The organism is Metabacillus arenae (assembly GCF_014773385.1).
In the GTDB taxonomy this organism is placed as follows: domain Bacteria; phylum Bacillota; class Bacilli; order Bacillales; family Bacillaceae; genus Metabacillus_D; species Metabacillus_D arenae.
In genome coordinates this window covers 62079-85138 of record NZ_JACXAI010000019.1, presented here as the reverse complement: position 1 = coordinate 85138, position 23060 = coordinate 62079, and the positions used below count along the sequence as shown (strand labels likewise).

The 23060-nt window shown below is 33.6% G+C and carries 15 protein-coding genes and 1 pseudogene; 7 read left to right on the top strand and 9 right to left on the bottom strand.

Translation table 11 applies throughout. The features are described from left to right. Positions 1 to 92 precede the first annotated feature (92 nt). The 4 genes and pseudogenes from IC621_RS15060 to IC621_RS15045 form a co-directional block, all read right to left on the bottom strand. On the bottom strand, positions 93 to 5186 hold the full coding sequence (locus IC621_RS15060; RefSeq protein ID WP_191159143.1) for an FtsK/SpoIIIE domain-containing protein: 5094 nt from the start codon (positions 5184 to 5186) through the stop codon (positions 93 to 95). Continuing rightward, entirely contained in the window at positions 5173 to 6780 is a 1608-nt protein-coding gene (locus tag IC621_RS15055; RefSeq protein ID WP_191159142.1) for a hypothetical protein, read from the bottom strand. Before IC621_RS15055 ends, IC621_RS15060 begins: the two co-directional genes overlap by 14 nt. A gap of 13 nt (positions 6781 to 6793) precedes the next feature. Next, on the bottom strand, positions 6794 to 8488 hold the full coding sequence (locus IC621_RS15050) for a hypothetical protein (RefSeq protein ID WP_224752558.1): 1695 nt from the start codon (positions 8486 to 8488) through the stop codon (positions 6794 to 6796). A gap of 787 nt (positions 8489 to 9275) precedes the next feature. Further along, positions 9276 to 9754 (bottom strand): annotated as a pseudogene (locus IC621_RS15045) (DUF2243 domain-containing protein). A gap of 380 nt (positions 9755 to 10134) precedes the next feature. On the opposite strand from IC621_RS15045, the gene IC621_RS15040 reads away from it, so the two are divergent. From IC621_RS15040 to IC621_RS15025, 4 genes are read left to right on the top strand one after another with little or no spacing between them, the layout of a single operon-like run. Next, positions 10135 to 11973, top strand: a complete 1839-nt coding sequence (locus IC621_RS15040; protein ID WP_191159140.1) for a T7SS effector LXG polymorphic toxin — start codon at positions 10135 to 10137, stop codon at positions 11971 to 11973. A gap of 13 nt (positions 11974 to 11986) precedes the next feature. Then, positions 11987 to 12451 carry an SMI1/KNR4 family protein gene (locus tag IC621_RS15035; RefSeq protein WP_191159139.1) on the top strand — a complete coding sequence of 155 codons (465 nt, stop codon included), beginning with the start codon at positions 11987 to 11989 and terminating at the stop codon, positions 12449 to 12451. Positions 12452 to 12475: 24 nt separating this feature from the next. Beyond that, a complete protein-coding gene (locus tag IC621_RS15030; protein WP_191159138.1) occupies positions 12476 to 13354 on the top strand; it encodes an RNase A-like domain-containing protein in 879 nt (292 codons plus the stop codon). A gap of 16 nt (positions 13355 to 13370) precedes the next feature. Then, complete coding sequence (locus IC621_RS15025; protein ID WP_191159137.1) at positions 13371 to 13670, top strand: contact-dependent growth inhibition system immunity protein; 300 nt, start codon at positions 13371 to 13373, stop codon at positions 13668 to 13670. Between the two features lie 88 nt (positions 13671 to 13758). Here IC621_RS15025 and IC621_RS15020 read toward each other — a convergent pair whose 3' ends face one another. Next, on the bottom strand, positions 13759 to 13896 hold the full coding sequence (locus tag IC621_RS15020; RefSeq protein WP_191159136.1) for a hypothetical protein: 138 nt from the start codon (positions 13894 to 13896) through the stop codon (positions 13759 to 13761). Between the two features lie 94 nt (positions 13897 to 13990). On the opposite strand from IC621_RS15020, the gene IC621_RS15015 reads away from it, so the two are divergent. Further along, positions 13991 to 14308 carry a hypothetical protein gene (locus IC621_RS15015; RefSeq protein WP_191159135.1) on the top strand — a complete coding sequence of 106 codons (318 nt, stop codon included), beginning with the start codon at positions 13991 to 13993 and terminating at the stop codon, positions 14306 to 14308. A gap of 538 nt (positions 14309 to 14846) precedes the next feature. Further along, positions 14847 to 15815: a P1 family peptidase gene (locus IC621_RS15010; protein WP_191159134.1), complete on the top strand. Its 969-nt coding sequence runs from the start codon at positions 14847 to 14849 to the stop codon at positions 15813 to 15815. Positions 15816 to 17044: 1229 nt separating this feature from the next. Here IC621_RS15010 and IC621_RS15005 read toward each other — a convergent pair. Continuing rightward, complete coding sequence (locus tag IC621_RS15005) at positions 17045 to 18655, bottom strand: ABC transporter permease (RefSeq protein WP_191159133.1); 1611 nt, start codon at positions 18653 to 18655, stop codon at positions 17045 to 17047. 9 nt (positions 18656 to 18664) lie between these two features. After that, positions 18665 to 19546 carry an ABC transporter ATP-binding protein gene (locus IC621_RS15000; RefSeq protein WP_224752557.1) on the bottom strand — a complete coding sequence of 294 codons (882 nt, stop codon included), beginning with the start codon at positions 19544 to 19546 and terminating at the stop codon, positions 18665 to 18667. Positions 19547 to 19733: 187 nt separating this feature from the next. Here IC621_RS15000 and IC621_RS14995 point away from each other — a divergent pair, with 187 nt between their 5' ends. Further along, the gene (locus IC621_RS14995) at positions 19734 to 20318 is read left to right on the top strand and encodes a TetR/AcrR family transcriptional regulator (protein WP_191159131.1); all 585 of its coding nucleotides are present in this window, start codon (positions 19734 to 19736) and stop codon (positions 20316 to 20318) included. Between the two features lie 1130 nt (positions 20319 to 21448). Here the strand turns inward: IC621_RS14995 and IC621_RS14990 are convergent. Both IC621_RS14990 and IC621_RS14985 read right to left on the bottom strand, forming a co-directional pair. Continuing rightward, positions 21449 to 21598, bottom strand: a complete 150-nt coding sequence (locus tag IC621_RS14990; protein WP_318153058.1) for a PucR family transcriptional regulator ligand-binding domain-containing protein — start codon at positions 21596 to 21598, stop codon at positions 21449 to 21451. 738 nt (positions 21599 to 22336) lie between these two features. Then, positions 22337 to 22744, bottom strand: coding sequence for an NUDIX hydrolase (locus tag IC621_RS14985; RefSeq protein ID WP_191159130.1), 408 nt, complete (start codon positions 22742 to 22744; stop codon positions 22337 to 22339). Positions 22745 to 23060: the final 316 nt, after the last annotated feature.

Genomic DNA, 23060 nt, shown 5'->3' with positions numbered 1-23060 from the left:
CGAGTGCAATGTGAAACTTCTGAAGAATTCTATCAAGTGATAAAAAGAGGCCATAAAATGCATCTAGATAAATAATCTAGATGCATTAAACTTTATTTCCTTTTTGACATAAAATACTTAAGCAATGCTCGCTTCACCTCAGCCGTTAAGAAAGGACTTTTACCTCTTATCACTTTTTGACTAGACGTTTTGGCCAAGAAATCACCTTTCCCACCTAAGTTTTCAGCACCACTTTCTCCTAAGATAATGGAAGATGCATTAGAATCCGTTGCTCTTAATGCAAGTCTTGCACCCAGGTTGTTCCTAATGTTTGTATTAATTATGTCGGATTTTGGATTTTGTGTACAAATAATTAAGTGAATGCCAGCTGCCCGTGCTTTTTGACCTAATCTTAATATAGCATTTTCTACCTGATTAACAATTTCTTTTTCCTGACTCATAAAGTCTGCAAACTCATCAAACACAATTACAATTCTTGGTAATTCTTCTTTTGTAAGTTCAATGTATTCATCGAGATTACTTGCAAACTCTTTTTTGAACAAACTATATCTTCTTTCCATCTCCTCTACCATCATGTTGAGAGTATCAACTGCTTCATTAATATTTGTTACAACAGATTCTGTATGTGGTAGATTCTCATAATTTGCAAACTCTACCTGCTTGGGATCAATAAATAAAAACTGTAGCTTTGATGGTTCGTAAAAACACATTGTTCCCAAAATAATTGAATTTAATGTTACACTCTTTCCGCTCCCAGTAGTACCACCTGTTAGTAAGTGAGGTGTAGATGGGTCTGATAGATCAATACTAATCACATTATTTAATGGATCAAATCCCATTGGAGCAATTAAATTCGATTGATTAATTTTTTTATTTATTTGTTGTCTTGCAATAGCCATAAATTCCTCGAAATAAATTGTATCAGGTTCATCTCTAACAATATCAATATTTAACCCATTTTTATCAATAAACATATTAGGTTCTTGATCTATACCTAACCAAATCTGAATATCTTTTCTTCTTCTCAACACTTTATCAATATTTAGAGAGGAAGGTAGTATTAATATTAATCTAGTAACACTTGAACCTATGATAACTTCATTTACTTTAACATTTAAGTTATTTCTATTAAAATGTGTTTCAAGTGTAGTAACATACTTACGCTTTATATCTGAATGATCATAGGAAATATCTTTTCGATTTAGTTCTAGACTTTTTAATGCTTCTACCTCAGGGTAATGCTTGGCAAATGAATAAACTAAATCAGGATAAACAACAACGTTTTCATTACCACTTGTTGAACCACTTTCATACTGACTATATTTGCTTTTATTTTCCGGTGGATTTCCCCCAACTACCCTGGTTGTATCTATCTTAGTTTCTGTATCACCATTTTCAGAATCAAGGTCAGAACTTGAAGGTCCCTCATCAATGTTATCTAAGTCTGTAGTAGCCATATCTTCCATTATAATTTCTGAGAATGAAGTATTGTTATTTTCTAACTCTTCATATTCAGGTTCATTTATAACCTCTACTCCTAAAGCATTTAAAATATAAGCACGATTATAAATATAATTTGTATATTCCCCTTCAATTATATCAAGGTAAACATCAGCATCTAATTGTTCAAAGCGATTTTCATAAAGATTCGAAGTATAGCAATAGGAATCAATAGAAGAATGAATGTTGACATTAATTTGTTCAATTTCTACATTTTGAAGTTTCTTCAGGAGATATGCTTTTTCAGGAGAATAGGCTTCCCTTTCAATAAAATAGTGAATTAACTCATTTCTCCAGTAATCTGCATCAATTTTTTCTTGATTAAAGTCAAATATCTTCTCATAAAGGTTCTTACCCGATTGTATCTGCTTTATTGCATCATATCTCTCTCTTTCGAAAAGTGATTGATTTACAAACTTTAATTCAAGTAGTTCAAAATCTAAATTTATAGTTCCATCATTTTCGTTAATTGTAGTAATAATTAAGTCCGGTCTTCTATTGTTCTTACCGAACCAAGGAAGCTCATCACAGACTGACCATACCTGAAGTTTACTATTATCAATAGAGCGATACTTTTTACTTAAATAAGTTGCCACTAATTCATGAGAGTATTTCCCTGGACCAATTGCTTTAAGGACTAATGCGCCAGAAATAGATTTAACATGATTAACAGCATCTACAATTTTCGCTTTACTAATATAATCATTTTTCAAAATTAATGAAAGTTTCTTTTTTAAACGATCATAGTATTCATAGTCATGATTATTGGAATTTAGCTTCTTAATATATTCAGAAGATGAAACTATTAATTTAAAGTTTTTATTTGTTCCAGCTTTAGATTTATATTGGATAATTTGTGCTTTTGACGAGGCTTTTTCCAATAATGACTTATCAAGATATCGATCCATAAACATAATCCAATTAAAGTTCTCATGCATATAATCAATTAACTCATTATCAGAGAAATTAGATAGTGAAATTTTGTTTTTCAATATATATAATTCATTAGGAGCTAGCATCTCTTTTTTCTGATAAATGTACTGTAATTGATAGAAAGACTTTAATAATTCTGGTAAATCTTCACTTACATATGAGATTCGTTTCATTTGTTCAGTTTCTAATAATGGTTCTTTATAAACCACACCAAACCAGTTATCTGTTTGTCTAAATTCAATTTTGTCAAAGTCATATTTTATTTGGTTACTCTGGCCAAAATAATCGGCTAAGACTACTAAATCCGCATCAATCATATGTGAATTTATCTGTCTTGAAATTTCGTTTATAGTATTACCAGAAATCACTTTCACTTCAACGCTTGGGAATTTCCCAAATCTATCTGGATTTGTGTACTCTTCTTTTTGTTTAATCCACTGATTAATTTTCTGGTGTACATATGCAGCTTGAGTTGAATGAACAGTGATTTTTAATTTTCGTAACGATTTGATCTTATTAAATAAAACATCGATTGACTTTGTAATGATATCGGCACTCTGACAATATAAAAATAAGATATCCATTCCGTCTTTAGCATATGGATACACTTCAAAGTAGTTTTTTACACTTCTAACAAGCTCTTCAGATAATTCTGTAGAAAGATAATCCATATTCTCAGTTCGTTTTGAATTAAGAATAAATTGACCCTCACCTAATACCTCATTTACTTCAATTAGAAAAGAATCATCTCCGTCACTAGAAAAATATCTTGGAGCAAGATGTAGAGTTTTTTCATTTACATACTCAAGATAATCATCTAAGTTTGTCACTTCTAAATCACTATGGATACTTCGATTAATCCATTCTGTTATTTGTTCATTAAGACTTTGGTACCTAGAGATATAACTGATTAATCTTATTGGGTGAAAGATTGTTACAACCCTTTCATCACTATATCCAGATTGGCCTAATTTAACATCGAGAGTATCAATCGAACCAATATTATTTATAAATTTATAAATGTGACTAGAGACAATCACCGAAGAAGTAACTCCTCTTAACAATAAGTTAAGTTCTTCTTTTAAAGTATTTATCTCAATACTAAAAATACCATCAGTTACTACCTTATTAAGAGTATTAGTATATTTTTCAAGAAAAGCCGAGAAAAGATTGTAATGCTCTTTCACACCTGGTTCATTAATTGATATGTAACCTTGAATTTGTTTATATACCAATTCTTTAACATCAAGTAGTTCAATTTCTTCTTCTTGATAGTTTCTAAGATATGGTATTTTTTGTTCAAAAATGGCTTCTACTAAGGAAAGTAACTTAAGATCATTAAACCCTGTAACTTTAAAGGTTTCTTGAGAGAAGGATTGATCATTATTAATTAACGTAAGTTTGAATGATAACTCCTCTTCATTTGCAGATTCATCAATTTTAATATTATCTAACAAATTGTTATCTAATTTAATCATTGGAACAACACTAGTAAAGTTTTTAAGGTATATCTTAAGAAGTTCACTTGCCTTAAATGTTAGTTTGGTTGAATTGATTGTTAACCTAAGATAAGAAGTATTATTTATTGCACTAGTATTTTCTTCAATCATTGAAAAAGCTTCATAGTGCAATGCATTTATTAAATCACAATAAATTTTGGGATGCCGAAGTTTTTCAATACGCCTACTAATGGCTTTGACTAAACCTGGTGTCTTTGATAATTCACTTTCAAATTCTTCAAAGAAATCTTGAATAGCATCAGCATTTTGATTTTTTTCAATTTCGCTAATTCCATCTTCAATTTTTTCAATTTGTTCTTTCATTAGATTACTATTAAGAGTTAAGGTTTCTCTAATCTTTTCAGGTAATGTCGTTTTAGTTTTGAAATTTAAAACCGACTCTACTACATTAAAGTCATATTTTAAGAGAATTAAATTCTTATGATTAAGAAAATCAATTACTTCTAATTCAAATTCGGAAGGATTAACACCAGACCAAATCTCATTAGTAAAATTATTTTTTTCTTCAGCTTCAATAAATGTATAAAGATTGTTCTGTAATTTTTCAGTATCTAAATCACCGTTATTTTTTTGAAGATTTGCAAGTAAGAAGTTAGCATTTAATCTTTTTAATCCTTTACTTCCAATAATTAAATTTTTATCTCTAAATAAATTAAGTTCAGGTAAATTTGTTTGAATCTTTTCTATAATAGAGGGTGAATCTTGATTTACTACCTTATCTAAGAATCTTAAGATATAACGGAGTTGTGGTTCAGTTAAACTACTATACATTCTAAAGAATTCTTGTAGACTTTCAATTTCTTCCGCAGCTATTCCATATTCAGAAAGTAGGGAGTATAAACTCTTCAATCCAAAATCCGAAAGTAAGTATGCTTCATCAATTGAGAAAAGATTTTCTAAGCTTTGTGCCTCTGGTGTATGATCATTAATAATAATTACAAGTGCATTTCCTGAAAAAGTATAATTACGTAACCAAGTGCTTGTTTCTATTGGTTGAAGTTTGTAATCACTAAATCCATTAACCGGTTTAATTGTCCTTACTGTAAGTGAATAAAATTCTTCCAATAAATTAGATCTATTCTTTAATTCACATAAAACAGCCTCCACATTTTCATTTGTTAAACCATTTATTTTAATAAATAATTTATCAGTAATTTCTTGTTTCTGTTCTTTAAAATGTGCTAATAATATATTAAAAATCCATTTCCCTAATATCTGATTATACGTTTTCATTTTCTACCACCTGCCCTGCCTGTGAGTATTCATATGGATTACTGATCATAGCAGTAGCGTCTGAGTACTCAATTAGAAGACCATTATGTCTTAATTTTTCTCTAAGTGCATATTCATTTTTTTGAAAATAGCTAACATTTAATTTTGACTTTTCATAAATGCCATTTCCCTTTGCTTGAAGTTCTCCAATAATAAATCCATATTTTTTATACAATTTTTCTAAAAATATATTAAATTCCATTTGTTTATTAGGCTCTAAATTTGCATAAACTAACACCTGAATAAAATTATCAGACATAAAGTATCTATATTTACTTCCTTTGCGATACCCTCCAAATCCCCCATCTCTTGCCAATCCTCTGACAATACTTAATTGATGTTTTTTCAATTGATCTGAAACTATATCTTTTACAACAATAAACAATTTTGTCATTATATCCGAATAAAAATTACATTTTTGTATAATCTTAGCTATCTTGTTTTTCCTAACTTTAGATAAACGGCTTAGGCCTAGTATATTAATTAATTCTTCAGGATTTTCATGCCATTGTGCTAGATTTTCATTTACAAATTCTTCTGAATTGAGTTTTTCAGTAAATATTTGTTGAAAGTAATGTTCGAATTTATTTTTAATTAGTAACTCATTCTCACTAAAAGATTTAGCTGATAGTTTCTGAATCGGTCCAACCTGTGCACCTAAACAATCAAAAAACATATAAAAAGAATCATCTTTATTTATTAGAGCTCGATTTAACATATATCGTGCTAATTGGAACGTAATTAAACTAGTCATTAACTCAAATAGTTCGTATATATCTATATTTAAACTAATTAATCTATAAAATTCCTCTGCAAATTCAATATAGAGAGGATTGTTAGTAGTAGGTAAATAAGGGTATTCTTTTGTATTACCTTCAACTTTTTTTAAAGGATATGTTTCTACTTTTTTCTTTTGGCTTCCTTTTTCAAGGCAGTTAGAGATTTTACTTACAATATTCTCTATAGCTTTATTCCTTCCTAGAAGTTCTTGCAGACGCTCCTCAATTTTATTTCTTAGGACTAAATTATTTTCAGTACCATGAGAAAGCATAAGAAAATATAGTTCTCCGCCCCTAGCAAAGAAGTTTCTTTCATAACTATAAGATTTGTTACTGTTATTATTATGTGTTCTTAGCTCAAAAAACAATAAAGATTCATGTAAAGGATATAACGTTTTGGCATACCAAGATCTATTAGCTGTCTTTCCAGTTCCGTCAGTTAAAGGTATTTCTAAGTTGCGAAAAAAATCTCGTATTACATTTAGCTCATCTTTATTCTCAACAAGTTTATATAGAGATTCTTTTTGTTCAGTTGTAAGGCTAACAATTTCAGCTTTTGCTCCTTCTTTATCACCTTCAAATATAAACTGTCTAAGTCCTGTTGAGCGGACTCTAAAATAGTCTTTTGCTGAAAAATTATAATTTGTTCCTTTTAAAACATTTAAAAATTCTAGTACATACTCAGGTCCTTTTTGACCATCTTTAAATCTGTGTCCCCAAATTTGAGCTGACAATTGTGCAGAAAATTCTTCTACACTTTCCCGTTTCATAGCCATCCAATATTCTCCTTTATAATAAACTTATTTCGTCTTCTATAAAGAGTCCAGATTTACTATCAAACCTTAAAATATTTAGTTCAAATTCCTCAGGTTTGCTTATACGAATTAATTCATTCTTAAATGTATCTATTAATATTTCAGCTTCCTGTTGAAGAACATTATGGGTTCCTCCGCCACTAGCCCTCATTAAATATTCAAATACTGCTAAATTAATTTTTAATTCAACTTCATCAGATACTACAAATGAAAAATTAGATGGTACTCTATCTAAGTCTTTTCTTTCTTCTTCTTGTATCAGATCAATATCCTTATTTGGTCTAAACTGATCATATACCATTAGATTTTTATTTGTTGCTAATAGATAGGATTTATTTGCTTCTGTAAGTCTTCCTGAAAATACTCTATTTAGTCCATCTATTAAGTTCTTTTTGATAATGATTTGATTCTTATCATTGTTGAACAAAGAAATATACTCACTTATATACTCAAATGGTAATAATTGATTTGTGTTTAAATCACCTTTTGGTGGAGTTTCATAAAAATACTTCCTTCTAAGTTTAGGTATCCACTCTTCAATAATATTATGATTCTTATCTACATCATAATCTCTGTAAAGCTTTAATTTCTTTTTGAAAAAACCTAATTGTAAATCTAAAGAGTCATTTATCAAGAGATTATGTGCCTGTTCAGTTTCTATATCCCCGTTTATATCCCCATTTATAATAAAATCATCTATAAATGAATGAGAATAAATACCTGGATCAAGCGCTTTAAATATCTTTAGAGCATTCATTTCAGAGAAAGCATTTTCATCTAGTTCGTGGCCATAAAAATTTTGATAATATGATTTTTTTGTTTGTTGCTCAAATTCCTGGTAGTCTGCATTAAAAATGTCATTACATGTATAACCACCTGTTAACATATAACTAATATGTATTAGCATCTCTCTCATTGTGATATGTGTATCAAGGTAATCAAGCAGTTTATACTGTTCAATTATTTTATCTTGGATGTGTTTATTAGTTGTACGATCATGATTCATGTGAATTATGCAACGTTTTTTCCTTGGACAACTATGACAACAAATCCAATTCTCTTCCTTATTCCATTCAGTTAGGACCTTCTCAACATATACAGAAGATGTTACATCTAAAAGGTTAAATATACTAAATTGGTTGTTATTATTTTTGTAAGATCTGAATCTCTTTGAAACTTCACCTAATAAATCATTTAGACAGTCATATTGCGATAGAAATTTTGAAAGTTTACCTTCATTAGCAGCAATAAGATAATATATTTTTTCTTTATGGTTTGAGTTGATGTATCGTTGCAGTTGAGATAGTTCTTTTTCAATCACTTCTTCTTTTAATTCAGATATGTCTTTAACAATCCTAATTTTTCCTTTACTAAAAGAAAATTCTACAATTCCATTTTCAGGCCATGTTTGTAAAATACCATCACTAAAATAATCATGAATAATTCTACAAAGCCTTGTTTTGCCATCTCCGGCATTTCCAGTCAAAATTATACTATGTGGATGCGATTCAAAAATACTAATTAATTTTTGTTCAATCTTAGTTTTAATAGTGAAAGCATATGAATTTTCAATATCTGATTCTATCGTGTACTCATCATATATTTTAGAATGATTGGGTGATAGAACATTATATTGATCTAAATAATAAATAAAAGAGTTACCCTTCAACATAATCCCCCCAAAACCTTCCAGTAAATTTATAAATACGTAACATATTTTTAACCTTTGTATCTATATTGTAATACAATATTTTTATAAGTTCATTTGTTCGACAAAATTTGTCCTACATAATTTTTTATCTACATGTTTTAGCTTCTCTTGCATTATTTTACCACATTATTTGAAAGAAATAACATAAAACAGTACTAAAGATTCGGGTCTTTAGGTCATTTTTTATAAAACTTATATGCAAATACTTTTTTTATAACTTTTTTCCTATTTGTGTCTTCCCTTATAAATGGGCACTTAGCCTGCAAAGAAAATATGGAAGTGAATAAACCAGTGAAGATATAGATTTTAGTGCATCGCCAAGTATAATACTGTCGTATAGAGGACCCATAGTAGTCCTCCCATATTGAGCAAGAATACAACAATAGGTCCTTAGAAGTTTCTACAGGCCAACTTTTTAACAAACTCGTTGCGCTAGCTTCACATGCAGTCTCTGCAGAGCAAGAGCCATCGGGGCAGCTAGGACCATAAGAAGTGAAGCCAGCATTCAAAAATGTAAATGATCAAGCAGAGAAATTATTATAAGAACGATACTCTGTAGGTCCTATCACTGCGGAAGCTAGGCAGATAACTCTGAAAAACCAGAAGGTGGTTCTGTATTATGGCCACTTTTGTGATAACGGACTAGATAAAACTGGTGGCAACAATATATATAATCACTATCATGACAGCAAGAGACAAAAGGATAAGCTTTAAGGAATTTCCACTACTTTGATGATGAACGTGATCATCGTTCATTTTCGGCTTCCCCTCTCAATTGTCGTGATTTTCTTTTGGTCCGAAAACTAGTATGATGCTGACTAAACCTCATTACAGCGGCAATTTATTTTCCATATAAAGCCGTAATTTTCTACGTAGCGGATCTGGGGTATTCTCATTAGCTTGTGTTAGATTGTACCATCGTATAACTAGAATAAATCTCCCCAAGCATTATGCCACACCACCACCTTTCAACCAAAATGTATTTCTACGGCGGAGTTAGCAAACAAAAGATCCGATCGTTGCAAACCCAACTAAAGGTATGAAAGAGACCATCTGAAATCAAACCAATATTTGTAGTAGATTGGTCGTAAAAATGATGCCAACACAGGAGCTGTTGAAAACAATTTCATCAACAAAGGCAGATAGACCCAGGTCGAACAGAAATCCTGACCATAGATTTCGTTCCAAGTAGAAAGAGCTGTTTGACCGAGATAAATAATTGATTTAAGCAGGCATAGATTTCACTTATTCACTTTCCCTATTTTACATTAGTCTACAATACACAAGCTTTCCCTTTAAGAGCTTTCTAGTACCTTTACTTCATCCCCTCTTATTGTTCAGTATGTGCTTGCCATTATGAGTAAAAAAATCAACGCGATTTTATACGTTTCTGGCCCCTCCAAGGAGTTACACTATAAATAGAAGGAGCTTCTATATATAAAACTTGTTATCTGTATTCCTGTTGGCCAAATCAAAAAAAGTATCTCCTCCACCTTGAAAGTCTATTTATCATGCTCGAACAAACATTTGGAATATTATTACCATAAATCTAATGATACAATAGTTGTAAATACATAGAAAAGATTGGAAGTGATTCTACCTGAATGAAAGTCTATGAATCCCATACACTATTGTCGGCAATGGAGGAACGATCCAAGCAATACAATGAATTTAAAGAGCAGCTCATCAATCTGAAAGAGGCATTCAATGGCGTAGCCGATCTCGGTGATGACTTTCATGGGAAAGGTGCAGACAACATTAAAAGCTTTTATCAAGAACAGGCAGGAATTGTGGATCAATGGCTGAATCTAGTAAACAGTCAAATGGCTTTTCTTGATAGCATTCCTGGATTACTGGAAGATGCTAATCTTTCTGGAGATACCTTTATCGATGAGCGTTTTCTGGAAAACCCCGTTTCAAATGGACTAAAAAACGCCAAGGTTATGGTATCTGAACAAAAGTCGGAACTGAAAAAGATTTTTGCTGACATTCATGATATTATTTCTCTTGAACCCTTTTCATCTGAGATTTTTCATAGGCATATCAACGATGCTGAAGATGAACAAAAAGAAACCGTCGAAAAGGTCCATGATCTTGATCAAAAACTGAAAAACGAATATGCGAAGTCAGAAAAGAATCAGGATTCCGTCAATGCTCTGTCCAAGGCATTAATGAATGCAACAAGGCAAGGGAAAAACACTTCTCCCCTTTACTTCAACATTCATGCCTATCAAAATAGTGAAGCATACAAACAGAAAGCCGAAATTGATGCCAAAACAAAAGAATATCTAATACATAAAGAAGAAAAAGCTGAAAAAAGACGCATTGAGAAATTAAAAATTGAACTTGAAAATCCTGCAAACCTCACCATAGACGAATACCTCAAAAAGGCCGATGAAATTGGTTTTGACAACCTAACGCTTTCACAACAACAATATGTCATCCAACTGCAGTCATCAAAACAGAACTGGGAAATGACCAAAGGCATTGGTGTTGGTCTCTATGATGTCGGAAAAGATACGGTTACAGGTTTGATTGATTTAGCAAAAGGAGCATGGGAGTTCTCCAATCTCTCCAAACCTGAACAAGGCCTAGCTATTACAAATGCGATCATAAATACGCCTGAACAAGTAAAAGCAATCGCAGCAGCCATATCTGATTCATACGAAAGAGATATGGTAAATGGAGACACCTATTCTAGAGCACACTGGGTTACATATGCATTAGGAACTGTTGTAACATCGGTAGTTGGGACTAAAGGAGCTGGGGCTGTTACAAAGTCTGGAGCACTTGTGGCTAAAACAGGAGCAGCTGCAGCTAAAACCGCAGCTACAAAAGGGGTAACCAAAATCAAATCGGCGGTCGATCAACTAACGATTTACGATTTCATGCCTTATGCTCCTCAACATCGATTAGCAACTGCAGATGGTGTCGCTTTTAATGTGGTGGATGGGGTTGGATTGAGAGATAACCTTATTTCGCAAGCAAAAATCATTTTAGACCCAAGCAGAAAACCATTTACCGGGAAAAATGTTACAGTTCCTTGGTTGAATAAAAATAAATATGATCCTGTTGAAGTCGAAGGGAAGGTAAAATCCGGAGGAAATGTAAAAGATGTTAGTCGGAGAGTTTACACACTTAAAGATATTGATATAAATCAAAAAGACAAAAGAGGATTCACAAATTTAGAATTAATGAAAAAAGGTGATGCCCCTTATGCAAAAGACGGCACAAAAATCAATCTGCATCATTTAATTCAGGAAGAGCCAGGACCTATGGTGGAGATACCTGAAAGCTTGCATACTAAATATAGTAGAGTATTACATGGACTAAAAGAAGATGGGGAAAGTTTTAGAAATGATAAAGAACTTTCCAGACAATATGATAGCTTTCGAAGAAGATACTGGAAATGGAGAGGAAAGCAGTTTGAAAATCAAGATTAGAAGGTGATTTAAAATGAACTATTCAGTCGTGGAAGATTTTATTGATAATAATAAAGAAGAGTTAATGGTATCTGGAGGTGTATGTGAAGAGAAAATTCAACAAATAGAAATCGACCTTGACGTTATCCTTCCTACAAGTTACAAATGGTTTCTAAGAAAATATGGGGAAGGCGGTTTATATGGTGTAAATATTTTAGGGTATAATCTTGTTGATGCGGGAGTTGTTGAAAGAACGAAAGACTATAGAAAATATTATGCTTTAACAGAAGGTATAGTAGTTATAGAAGACATCGATGAGTTTTCATATTGTCTTGATACTAATAAAATGAAAAACGGTGAATGCCCTGTTATATTATGGGCTAACCAAGGAGGATATGGATTTCAAGAAGCAGATAACTTTCTTGAGTTTTTCTTTCACCGACTTGAAAAAGGAAAAGATGATTTAGATGAAGATGAAGATTGGGATAATGAATACTGATAAAGCGATAATCCCTTCTCTTAATTGAGAAGGGATTATTTACGTTATTTTAATACGATAAAAAGCACGCCTGAACAAGCAAAAGCAATCGTAGCAGCCATTTCTGATTCATACGAAAGAGATATGGTAAATGGAGACACCTATTCTAGAGCACACTGGGTGACATATGCATTAGGAACCGTGGTGACATCGGTAGTTGGAACAAAAGGAGCTGGGGCTGTTACAAAAACTGGAGCAGTTGCAGCTAAAACCGCAGCTACAACAGGTGTAACAAAAACCACAACAGCAGCCAATCAATTAACTCTTACCGATTTCTTGCCCAATGCTCCTCAACATCAATTGGCAACTGTGGGAGGCGTGCCTTGTAATGTGGTTGAGGGGGTTGGATTGAGAGATCATCTCCTGAATATGATTAAGCCCGAAAAACAAGAAGTGAGTGTACCTAGGGAATCGAAGAGTAGTAATGATGTTCCTAAGGGTATAGATAATATTAAGCAAGGAGATAAAAGTTCTCTAGTCCCTGGTGGTGGATTAGCTGCACATGAGTTAAAAGGTGGACATTTAATAGAAAGACATGTTGGAAAAACGGACGAAGAACTATTAGAAAGATTGAAAAGTAATCCAAAAATTACTGGCTCTTCTACTTTTAAAGATAGAATGACAGCTGAGAAAGTTGCTGATACAGCTCTAATCAATCCAAAGAATATCGAGAAAATACAAAAATGGCTTTCTGATCCCAATAGTAGACCTACATTACTATTAAGATACAAGGGTGATGGAGAGATAATTGGTAGAAGTGTTTCAAGGAACTCAGAAGTAGTCGAGAATGTTACTAACGCAAAAATTGTACTTAAAAAGGATAATAACGGTAGTTTTATTCTTACAGGATATCCAGTCAAATAGAAAGAGAGGAAATTTCATGGATGAAAGTTATGATTTCTTAGAGCAGTTTGAAGATTTTTTAGGAGGAACATTTCACCAAGATATCAGTTCTCCTAAACAAGCATTAGATGAGTTTATAGACGAAGCTAGTAAAGAATGTTTGCTATTTACAATAAATTATTGTGAAGAGTTTTTAAATAGTGAATTGACAAAGCAAGAAAAGGAAAACATTATACAAAATAATGCCGAAATTTATTTTCCAGCAATTAAATTAACCCCTCTACAGTGGCTAAATAAATTAGTAGAGCAAATAAAAGAAGCTGTGAAAACAAAATAGAACTATTATAATAGAAAACCTTGATTGGCTATTAGCTTTCAAGGTTTTTTAATAACTAAGTAAATTCACCCGGAAAGACAAAAGCATTTCACACATCCATTGCTGCTTTATACATAACAGGAGCAGCTGCAGCTAAAACAGCGGCTACAATAAGCTTAACAATCATTAAATCAGCCATGAAACCACGAATTACGTTTACCTTATGCTCCTCAACATAAATTGGCAACTGAAGAATCATGAGACTAATGATGTTCGTATTGTAATAAATGAGTCTGGAAATGTTGTAACGGTTATCCCAAAATAAATGAATAGGAGAAAAAATGTTTACAAAATATGATGAATTTGATTTATTGGAATTATTTTTGAGTGAACCTAAAAGTTTAACTGATAATTTAGATGATGGAGAAGTGCTATATTCCATTGAAAATGATAATGGATTTAAATTATCCTTATACTTATACACTTATAGATTGCAATGTGATATATTTTTAAATTATAACGATGAAACCATTTTTAATACTAGTTTAAATAATGTTACAGAAATAAAGAAATATAATAATGAACTAAAATTCTTCATCGATAACCAAGAAAAAATTTTAATTCAATTTAAAAGTCCTTTTTACATTAAAGCTTTGTAAACTTATACATGTTAAATTATATATTCTTATTGGCCACAGCAAACAGCTGTGGTTTTCTCTATAAAAAAAGGAAAAACGTTAAAGAACAGCCCCAGCTACAAAAGGTGGAGCAAAAATCAAATCAACGGCGAATCAACTAACGATTTACGAATTTATGTAAATAGTTGATTTAGATTAAGACTGGGATTGTGAAAACTAATAAAGCCATGCCCCCTTCTCTTTAAAGGGGGCTTTCCAATCATCGAGAAGCATTTCGCGACTTTCACTTGTTAGTCCGAACTTTTTCGCTATATCACGCAATGACTATCCTACTTTTAAATAGGCCCAGATTTCACCTCTCTCTGAATCGGTTAGATGTGTAAAGGAGCGAACCTTTGTGCTAGAATGAGTTTGAACCATAGTGATGACCTCCGTGTGTTAATTGTTTTTGTCGACATTAATGATACACGGTCTCACTATGGTTTCTCTATTTATATGTGTTGCACTTCATTTTACAATTAACCAATTTTTTTAAACCACAAATTTTGGAGGATTCTAAATGAAAACTGGAACAATTGTAGATGTACCAGGAATCGAGGTAGGAAATGCCCAGAACGAAACTGCGCTGACTGGCTGTACGGTTGTGCTTGCTAGGGATGGTGCTGTAGGTGGGGTAGATGTGCGTGGCTCAGCCCCGGGAACTCGTGAAACAGATCTTCTTCATCCTTTAAACTTAGTTGATCGTGTACATGCGGTTTGCTTAACTGGAGGAAGTGCATTTGGTCTTGCAGCTGCTGATGGTGTGATGAATTATTTAGAAGAGAAGCGAATCGGGTTAAATACCGGATTCGGGATTGTTCCCATTGTACCCGCCGCTGCGCTGTATGATTTGTCGCTTGGGGATTCTTCTGTGCGACCAGATGCAAAAATGGGCTTCGATGCGGTTAGTAAAGCGAGCAAGCATAAAGTACAGGAAGGGAATGTCGGTGCAGGCTGCGGAGCGTCTGTTGGTAAACTATGCGGGTTTGATCAGGCGATGAAAAGCGGACTTGGAACAGCTTCCCGAATTCTACAGAATGGCTTGATTATTGGAGCGATCGTAGCGGTGAACGCGGTAGGCGAAGTACGCGATCCGCTTACGAATGAAGTGCTGGCAGGTGTACGTGATGAGAACGGTGCCATCCGGAAAATCGAACATTTCCTAACAGATCAAAAATTTTCTCCAATTCCTGCTGGTTCGAATACGACCATCGCTGTGGTAGCAAGCAACGCGAACTTAACAAAGTCCCAGGTGAATAAAGTCGCTCAAATGAGCCACAACGGGTTAGCACGTACCATTTATCCTGTACACACGATGAATGACGGGGATACGATATTTTCCTTGGCTACGGGAGAAGTCAAAGTCCCTGTTGATGTGGTTGGTACACTCTGTGCCGATATACTGACTGAAGCAGTCGTTCGTGCGATACTGGCAGCCAAAGGTGTGGGAGGTTTGCCAGCCTATTGTGATATAAAGCAACAGAAGTAACGCTAAGATAACTATTGGGCTAACAAGAATGAATGATTATAATAGAAAACCTTGATTGGCTAAAAGCCTTTCAAGGTTTCTCTTTTGTGAGGCTGCCTAGTGCCGAGTAAACTGCTCTTATACAGAGAATAAGGGTAATATATTACGTACAACGTACAACAACTTTAAAATATATCCCCCATTAATGACGAAAGTTCATTCTGCTGTTACTGATCTTCTACCTTTCCTTCCAAACAGAATACAATTTAAGGGATGCATGAATCTACGCAATATTACCGCCGCTATTCATTTCTTCAGGTAAAACCTTGGCCACGAGTAGAGATCGAGTAAAACAATCCTAAAATAAGATAGACCAATGCAGAACTCAACTCCAAACGATTCCATTCAACCAATCGACAAATACTTTCATTAATATCCCCTATCCCTTTTGGTTTTAAATATTAATTTGCTATTTTACTTTGAATCTTTTCGTTAAATTAAACGCTTCCAACAAAATGAATAATAATAATTCGTATATTTTAAAAAAGGGAATTTTTTTATTCGTTTATTTAATATTCAAAAAATATAAGGTGCACAATAATTCTTCTTGGCTGAAATTATTGAAAGTTAAATTGGTACTTAGCAAGGTAAAGAGTTGACCAATTTGAATAGTGATAAAGTTTCATATCAGATAATGTGAATACATATAACATCAAAGAAGTTGCTGAAAGAATACAACCCTATTCGAAGTGTGCTTTAATTGAGAAATAAAAAAGCCTAATTTCTCTGCATTAAATTAAGAAAAATGACGCCGATTAATCACCTACCCCTAACCGGGTCATACCCTTCCCAGAAACTCAATTGTTTCTGCTGTTTCACAAAGATTCACTCTTTCTATTTAACCGTTTTTCCTCATTACGAAGCTTTCCTTCTGCTGAGCAATACCTTTGTTTAAAGAGCTGGCTTCCGTTGAGCTCGTATTCTTTGTTTCCGGGGCCATGAAGAGCGAGACTACAAATCCAAGGAAAAACAACGCCCCACAAATATATAACGCAGCTGACAAACCATAATTCGCCAAAATGAGCGGGAAGAGAAACGTACTACCATTGAAGGTTAAGATTTAATAATGAGCAAACAATAATCTTTTACAAAAGGGCCAAATAAAAAGATGACCCCTGTTCAATTCAGAGATCATCTTCTTGTTAATAGTCCTCTATGAAAGACACTTTTCATCGCCTATATAAGTTTTTTTACTCATTAACTAAATCTCGTTTTTTATAACCAATGAAACCAATAACTATCATGCAGAGAGCCAATAATTTGATAAGGAATATGGTTCCCCATTTCCATTCTTCAATTGGAACTTTTGGAATATAGCCAAATATATCAAGGTTAATTACGAATTCAGGAATGTCCATCATTTGCCCAAAATAACTAACAAAGAAAGCAAATAATAGATAGCTCCAAATTATTACCGTAAAGCGCGGCAGCCAACCAATTAGTATAGCTAAAATACCGATAAAGAAGAAAATCGCAGGAACCCATGCAATTCCAGCCTTAGTGATTACCCACAGACTTAACGGTGTTTCCATCACACTTCGTTGGGCTAGATAGAGCCCCAATATTGCAGAAAATTGTCCCATCACTCCAAGTATGGAAGTCAAGATCACATGGTACCAATAGAATTTTGTGCGACTTAATTTAGTGGCATAAAGCTGATCCCAGCGTCCTTTCTTTTCTTCGTTTACGATTCTCATCAAACTTCCTACAATAAAAATTGTAGTTAATAAAGATAAAACGATAAAGAGAACACTCATAAATTGTTCTTGTATGGTGTAATTTGCATTGTGAAGGAACATTTGCTTCATGATCTCATTACCACTTACAAAATCATCCATGTCTCCGAAAATTGACCCATACATAGCCCCACATATAAAGAGGGCGAAGAGCCAGCCAATAATATATATTTTTTGAAGGCGTAATATTAGACCAGGAAGACTCAACAGACGTTCTTTTGCATGAGCACGTCCAGTCCGTTCCGGTAAATATCCAGCTCCCACGTCTCGAGCTTGTTCCAAAAGATATGAAAATGCTAAGAAAACAATACTGGCAGCAATAGCAATGACGATTGGAACCCAGTTATCATTAACGTAAACATTTACTAAATAGCTCCATCCTAGCGGATTGAACCAAGAAGCATCAGGTGCGTTCATATCTGTTGCCATTCGAACAATGTAAAAAAAACCAAGAGTCAAGAAGCTTAGTCCTCTTGCACTTCCAGCTCCAGCTCCTAATTGGACAAATATGAGTGCAATCATTGCCCATAAAAAACCTTGCATACCTAAAGAAGTGGAATATAACAAATTACTAGAAAAATTCATTCCAGGTACATTTTGAACTTGTAGCAAACCTGTAGAAAGGGCGATTATAACTAAATGTAAAAGAAACATTTCGATCACGATTGCTGTCGTGCTGGCCAGTCGTCCAACTTGAAAGGATCGGATAAGCTCTGTTGTTCCATCATCCTCTTCTTTCCTTGTACGACTGATTACATGTATAATAGATACAATGCCAAATACGAGTGCCGTAAAGAGGATCATTTCATGTGCGTACATAGCTCCTACAGTATACGTTTCGGCAGTAGCTGCTGTCGGTCCAAGCATGGTAATCATTGCTGGATTATTCATTGTTACATACATAGCCATTAATCCAGCAGGATCTTTTCCATATATTTCATACATCGCACTGGCAAAGCCGCCCGTAAATAGACTTAAGGCCACTGCCCAAATGAGAAGCTTTAACCAATCTCTACGTAATGTATGAAGAAAGAGTATTCCAGTCTTATAAAATCGATTTTTCATCCCTCTCACCTACTTTCCAGTGTAATGACGCATAAACAATGCTTCAAGGGTCGGCGGCACACTCTCAAGCTTTGTTACATGGTAAGGCATGATTCCTTCCAGGATGGCCTCAATTTGATCACTATCGGCTTGGAAAACAGCTTCCTTTCCATTGATTACAAGGTCATGCACACCACTCACTTGTTTTAATCCAAGAGGCTCGACACGAGTAGTAACCTTGTATTGATAACGAGTTAAATGCCTTAATTCGTCTAGTGTTCCAGTTTCAATTACTTCTCCTTGACGAATAATCGCTACGCGGTCACATAAGCGTTCTACTTCACTTAAGATGTGGCTCGAAAGAAGGATAGACTTTCCTTGCTTTTTTAATTTCGCCACTTCCTCTTGAAATACAGCTTCCATCAGAGGATCCAAACCACTAGTCGGTTCATCAAAAATATAAAGTTCTGCATCACTAGCAAGCGCGGCAATAAGCGCAACTTTTTGACGATTTCCTTTAGAATAAGTCCTTGCTTTTTTCTTAGGATCAAGATGAAAATTATGAATTAATTCATCACGTCGTGCATCGTCCTTCGTACCTTGCAGGCGCATAAATACATCAATAATTTCACCTCCTGTTAAATTTGTCCAAAGGTTTACATCGCCAGGAACGTATGCAAGTCGTTTATGAATGTCAATAGAATCTTTCCAGACATCCTTCCCGAAGATATTGGCTGTTCCTCCGCTAGATTTTATAATGCCAAGCAGGATTCGGATGGTTGTTGATTTACCTGCACCATTTGGTCCGATAAAACCTAACACTTCACCTTTTCTTAGTTCCATCGTTACATTTTTTAAGGCATGGGTAGATTTATATTTTTTTTGCAACCCCTTAATTTCTGCTATAACCATTCGTCTCATCTCCTATTCTATGAGAATTGAAGTTTTTTTACTAAAAATAACTTTATAGTTCACAATATACACTTTTTTCTAGAGATATTCAAATTATTTTTTACTTAAATGTTTGAATTAGTTCATAAAATGAAATACTATATAAATATGTAGAAAGTAATTGATAAAGAAAAAATGTGGTGAGAAGATGACTAAAAAAAATGGTTTTGATCTAAGACGTGAAAAGAAAATGAAAGATATTGAAGAAGCTACGCATGAATTACTGAATAAAAAGGACATTTCAAATATAACCATGGATGAAATTGGAAAAAGTGCAGGCGTGAGTAAAGTAACATTATTTAATTATTACAATACAAAAGATAATTTAATTAATACCACGATTCATAATTCATTTGCCTCTATCCTAGAACATTATGAACGTTTAATTGAAAGTGATTTACCATTTGAGCAAACATATATAGAACTCACGCAGTATAAAATGAAAAAAATCCAAAGTACGACATCCATGTTTTTTCATAATGTGATGCAGCAATATGCAAGTGACCCGACTTTTTTTGATAATGATGCACAAGAAACAAGTGATCGATTAGTTTTAAGAATGTTTCAAAAAGGGCGTAAAGAGGGAAAAATTAATCCCGCATATTCTGATGAGGTTTTACTGATGTTAATGCATATTTTTACGGAGGGATTTAAGAGTCAAGCGATTAATAGTGATAATTTGATAAAATATGGCGCTCAAATTTCTCAAATGTTTTTGAATAGCTTGCGTTAAAGTAAACACGACAAATCGAATAAATTATTCGATATATGTGTAAAAAAATCAACATTTTTGAGGGCAAATATGATAACTATTGCTGCTTGTTTAGCTAAAGGTGCTTTAGTTAAACAAGCATTAAGTGATTTTGGGATTAAGGCAATTAGTTATTCCGAAAGGGCACGATTGTATGTGCGAAATGTTCCTGGCTCAAATTAATGTGGCGACACAATTTCGGTAAAGGTCAGGCAGTTTTAGACCTCTAAAACTGAAGGGTTATGTCAAGGAGTCGAATGAGGAGGTAACGCTCTGAAAGGGTCCCCCTGCGTCGAATAGCACGCTGTTTAGTATGGAAAAGCGTGTTATAAGCTTGGCTAATAGGCGTGAGAATTTACCGTAACAGTCCGGCTGACGAAAACCTACCCGATGGCGTGGTGTAAATCATGGTCCTTGGGTTGAACAAATATGGTGAGAATGCAATGAAATATAATGACATACTGTATGGCTGACGAACTACTGAATGTACGGGTCTAGACGCGAATTATGTAGAAATGTATTTACTACTAAATGTAGGGTTAGCTGTGGATGAGTAAGAATGGACAATATGAAAATCCATCTTGTGTTACAGGCACATGCAATGCTAACAGGTTCATAGGAAGCACCTAAGTTTGTTCCATAATAGATGTAACTCAACGTTGTAAGCTGATAACGTGGAGAGCTTACTCTCGATGAAGCGTTGGAAAGGAAAATAGTCGTGAGAATAGCAACGGTATAACTTTTCTTCATATCAGTGAAAGTGGTGGCACAGTACCATCGAAGCGTGTAATGAACGTCGAAGGATAGCCACTAGACTAATAAAAGATTCATTCACCATGCAAGGCAGTTCTTAAACGATTAATAAGGTTCTTGTAAGACTAATAGAGGTTCAGCTCCAAAAGGAGCCACCGACTTGTTAAAACGAAAGAAACTGAGGCACAACAAGTATTATGATATGTAAAATCATTTTGATTCTTTATATACTCGAAGTGCTAATGGTCAAAAAAATTTTTATGGATTACTCGATTTAATGCAATCCGATGAAAATATTCGATTAGACCAAATCGCAATACACATCATGCGAAAGCTAGGTTTGAAACGCTCAGTCATCATCAGGATGTCACGAATATATATAAGCATACGTTCACCATTATATCAATGAACCTCACTTCTTTAGAGAAAACAATTATTGGAAAATTATGAGTGTCAGCTAAATTTATAACTTCTTGAGGTATGGTCGATACATACGACCCTAACTCAATACAAAGTATCTAATATTCCCAAAAACATACGAATTTTAAATTTGGAAGTAGAGTCTTATAGGTATTGCTAAAAAAACAAACACTTCTCCCGCCACTAATAAATTCGTTGATAGTGTTCGTTCATGGTTAAGTGACAACGAACTACTAGATTTTTAGCATCATTTAATTCGTTTGGCATCTAAATACTTGTAAACATAATATTTAAAACCCTTATGTTGTCCGTTATAAACCATTAGGGGAATATTGATTTTTTTTGAGTGAATAAAAGGTGTATTTCTCTAAAAGTTCACCTTTCTCTGTTTTAGTCCAAAATTAGTAACTCATCCGCAAATTAATAACTTCTTCGTTTTTGTTAACGCTTGAAATAAAGATAAACAATAGCCAAAATGATTAATCCCATTATTAAAAACGGACCTACTCCTGAAGTATACACTATGTGAATTTTAACATGGAGAAAAACATTAACTACAAGAATGATTATTAAAAAAATACACAAAAAAAGGATTAAATGCATCTTTTTATTTCTAATCAAAACAATCAGCCCCTTTATAGAAGCCTGTTTACTAATTAAGAAGTGGGAAACCAAATAAATGAGTATTAGGAATTAAGGCATAAGTATAACGACATTCCCATCTATTATTAGCCCTATATAAAACACTATGTCACCAACATCTTGTATTATTCTGTCAATAAAAAAATCCTTCAATTAGCCCTTCGCAGTTCGTTAAAAATCTACCTTCAAAATTCAATACAAAAAGGCTGAAGATTGTCGTTTAAACAATACTCGATTCTTTGTCTGAAGTTTTTCCAAGTGACCATTTCCAATGCTTCTTTAATTGGAAAAAAGCCTACTTCTAAGCTTTCAGAACTAGTTGTTAGTTCTCCGCCGATGGGTATGCCCAAAAACAATGTATTACATATTGAATCGTTTATATTTTGATATATTCCACAAAATTTTGTTATCTCAATATCTATTCCGGACTCTTCCTTTGTTTCTCTGATTGCCGCATTCTTCAATGATTCTCCTTCTTCAACCTGTCCACCAGGCATTTCCCATCCTCTGCGAGGTCCTTTAATTAATAAAATTTCGTTTTGGTTATTTAATACAATTGCAGCTGCTGAAACAATATGTTTTGGTGGTGTCATATTTCTTATCCTCCATAAACTTTTTTTACTTCCCAATGTTCATAACACTCTACGTTCAAGCCTAGTTCGCCCTTTTTCAACCATTAACCGTTACTTCATTCTATGAAAACCACAAAACCCAAAGTGAATCTTGTCCATAAAATTGGTTTGGCATTATTAGATATTCACCAATTTTTCACTAAGATAAACAGTGTAAAACTAATTACAGTTTAGTCTAATTTCTACACTTGGTTTTATTATCCTTCTTAAACTGCCACTAGAATACAATAAGAAAAGCTGCCAAATGACAGCTCCAATCTTTAACTCTTCAGCAATA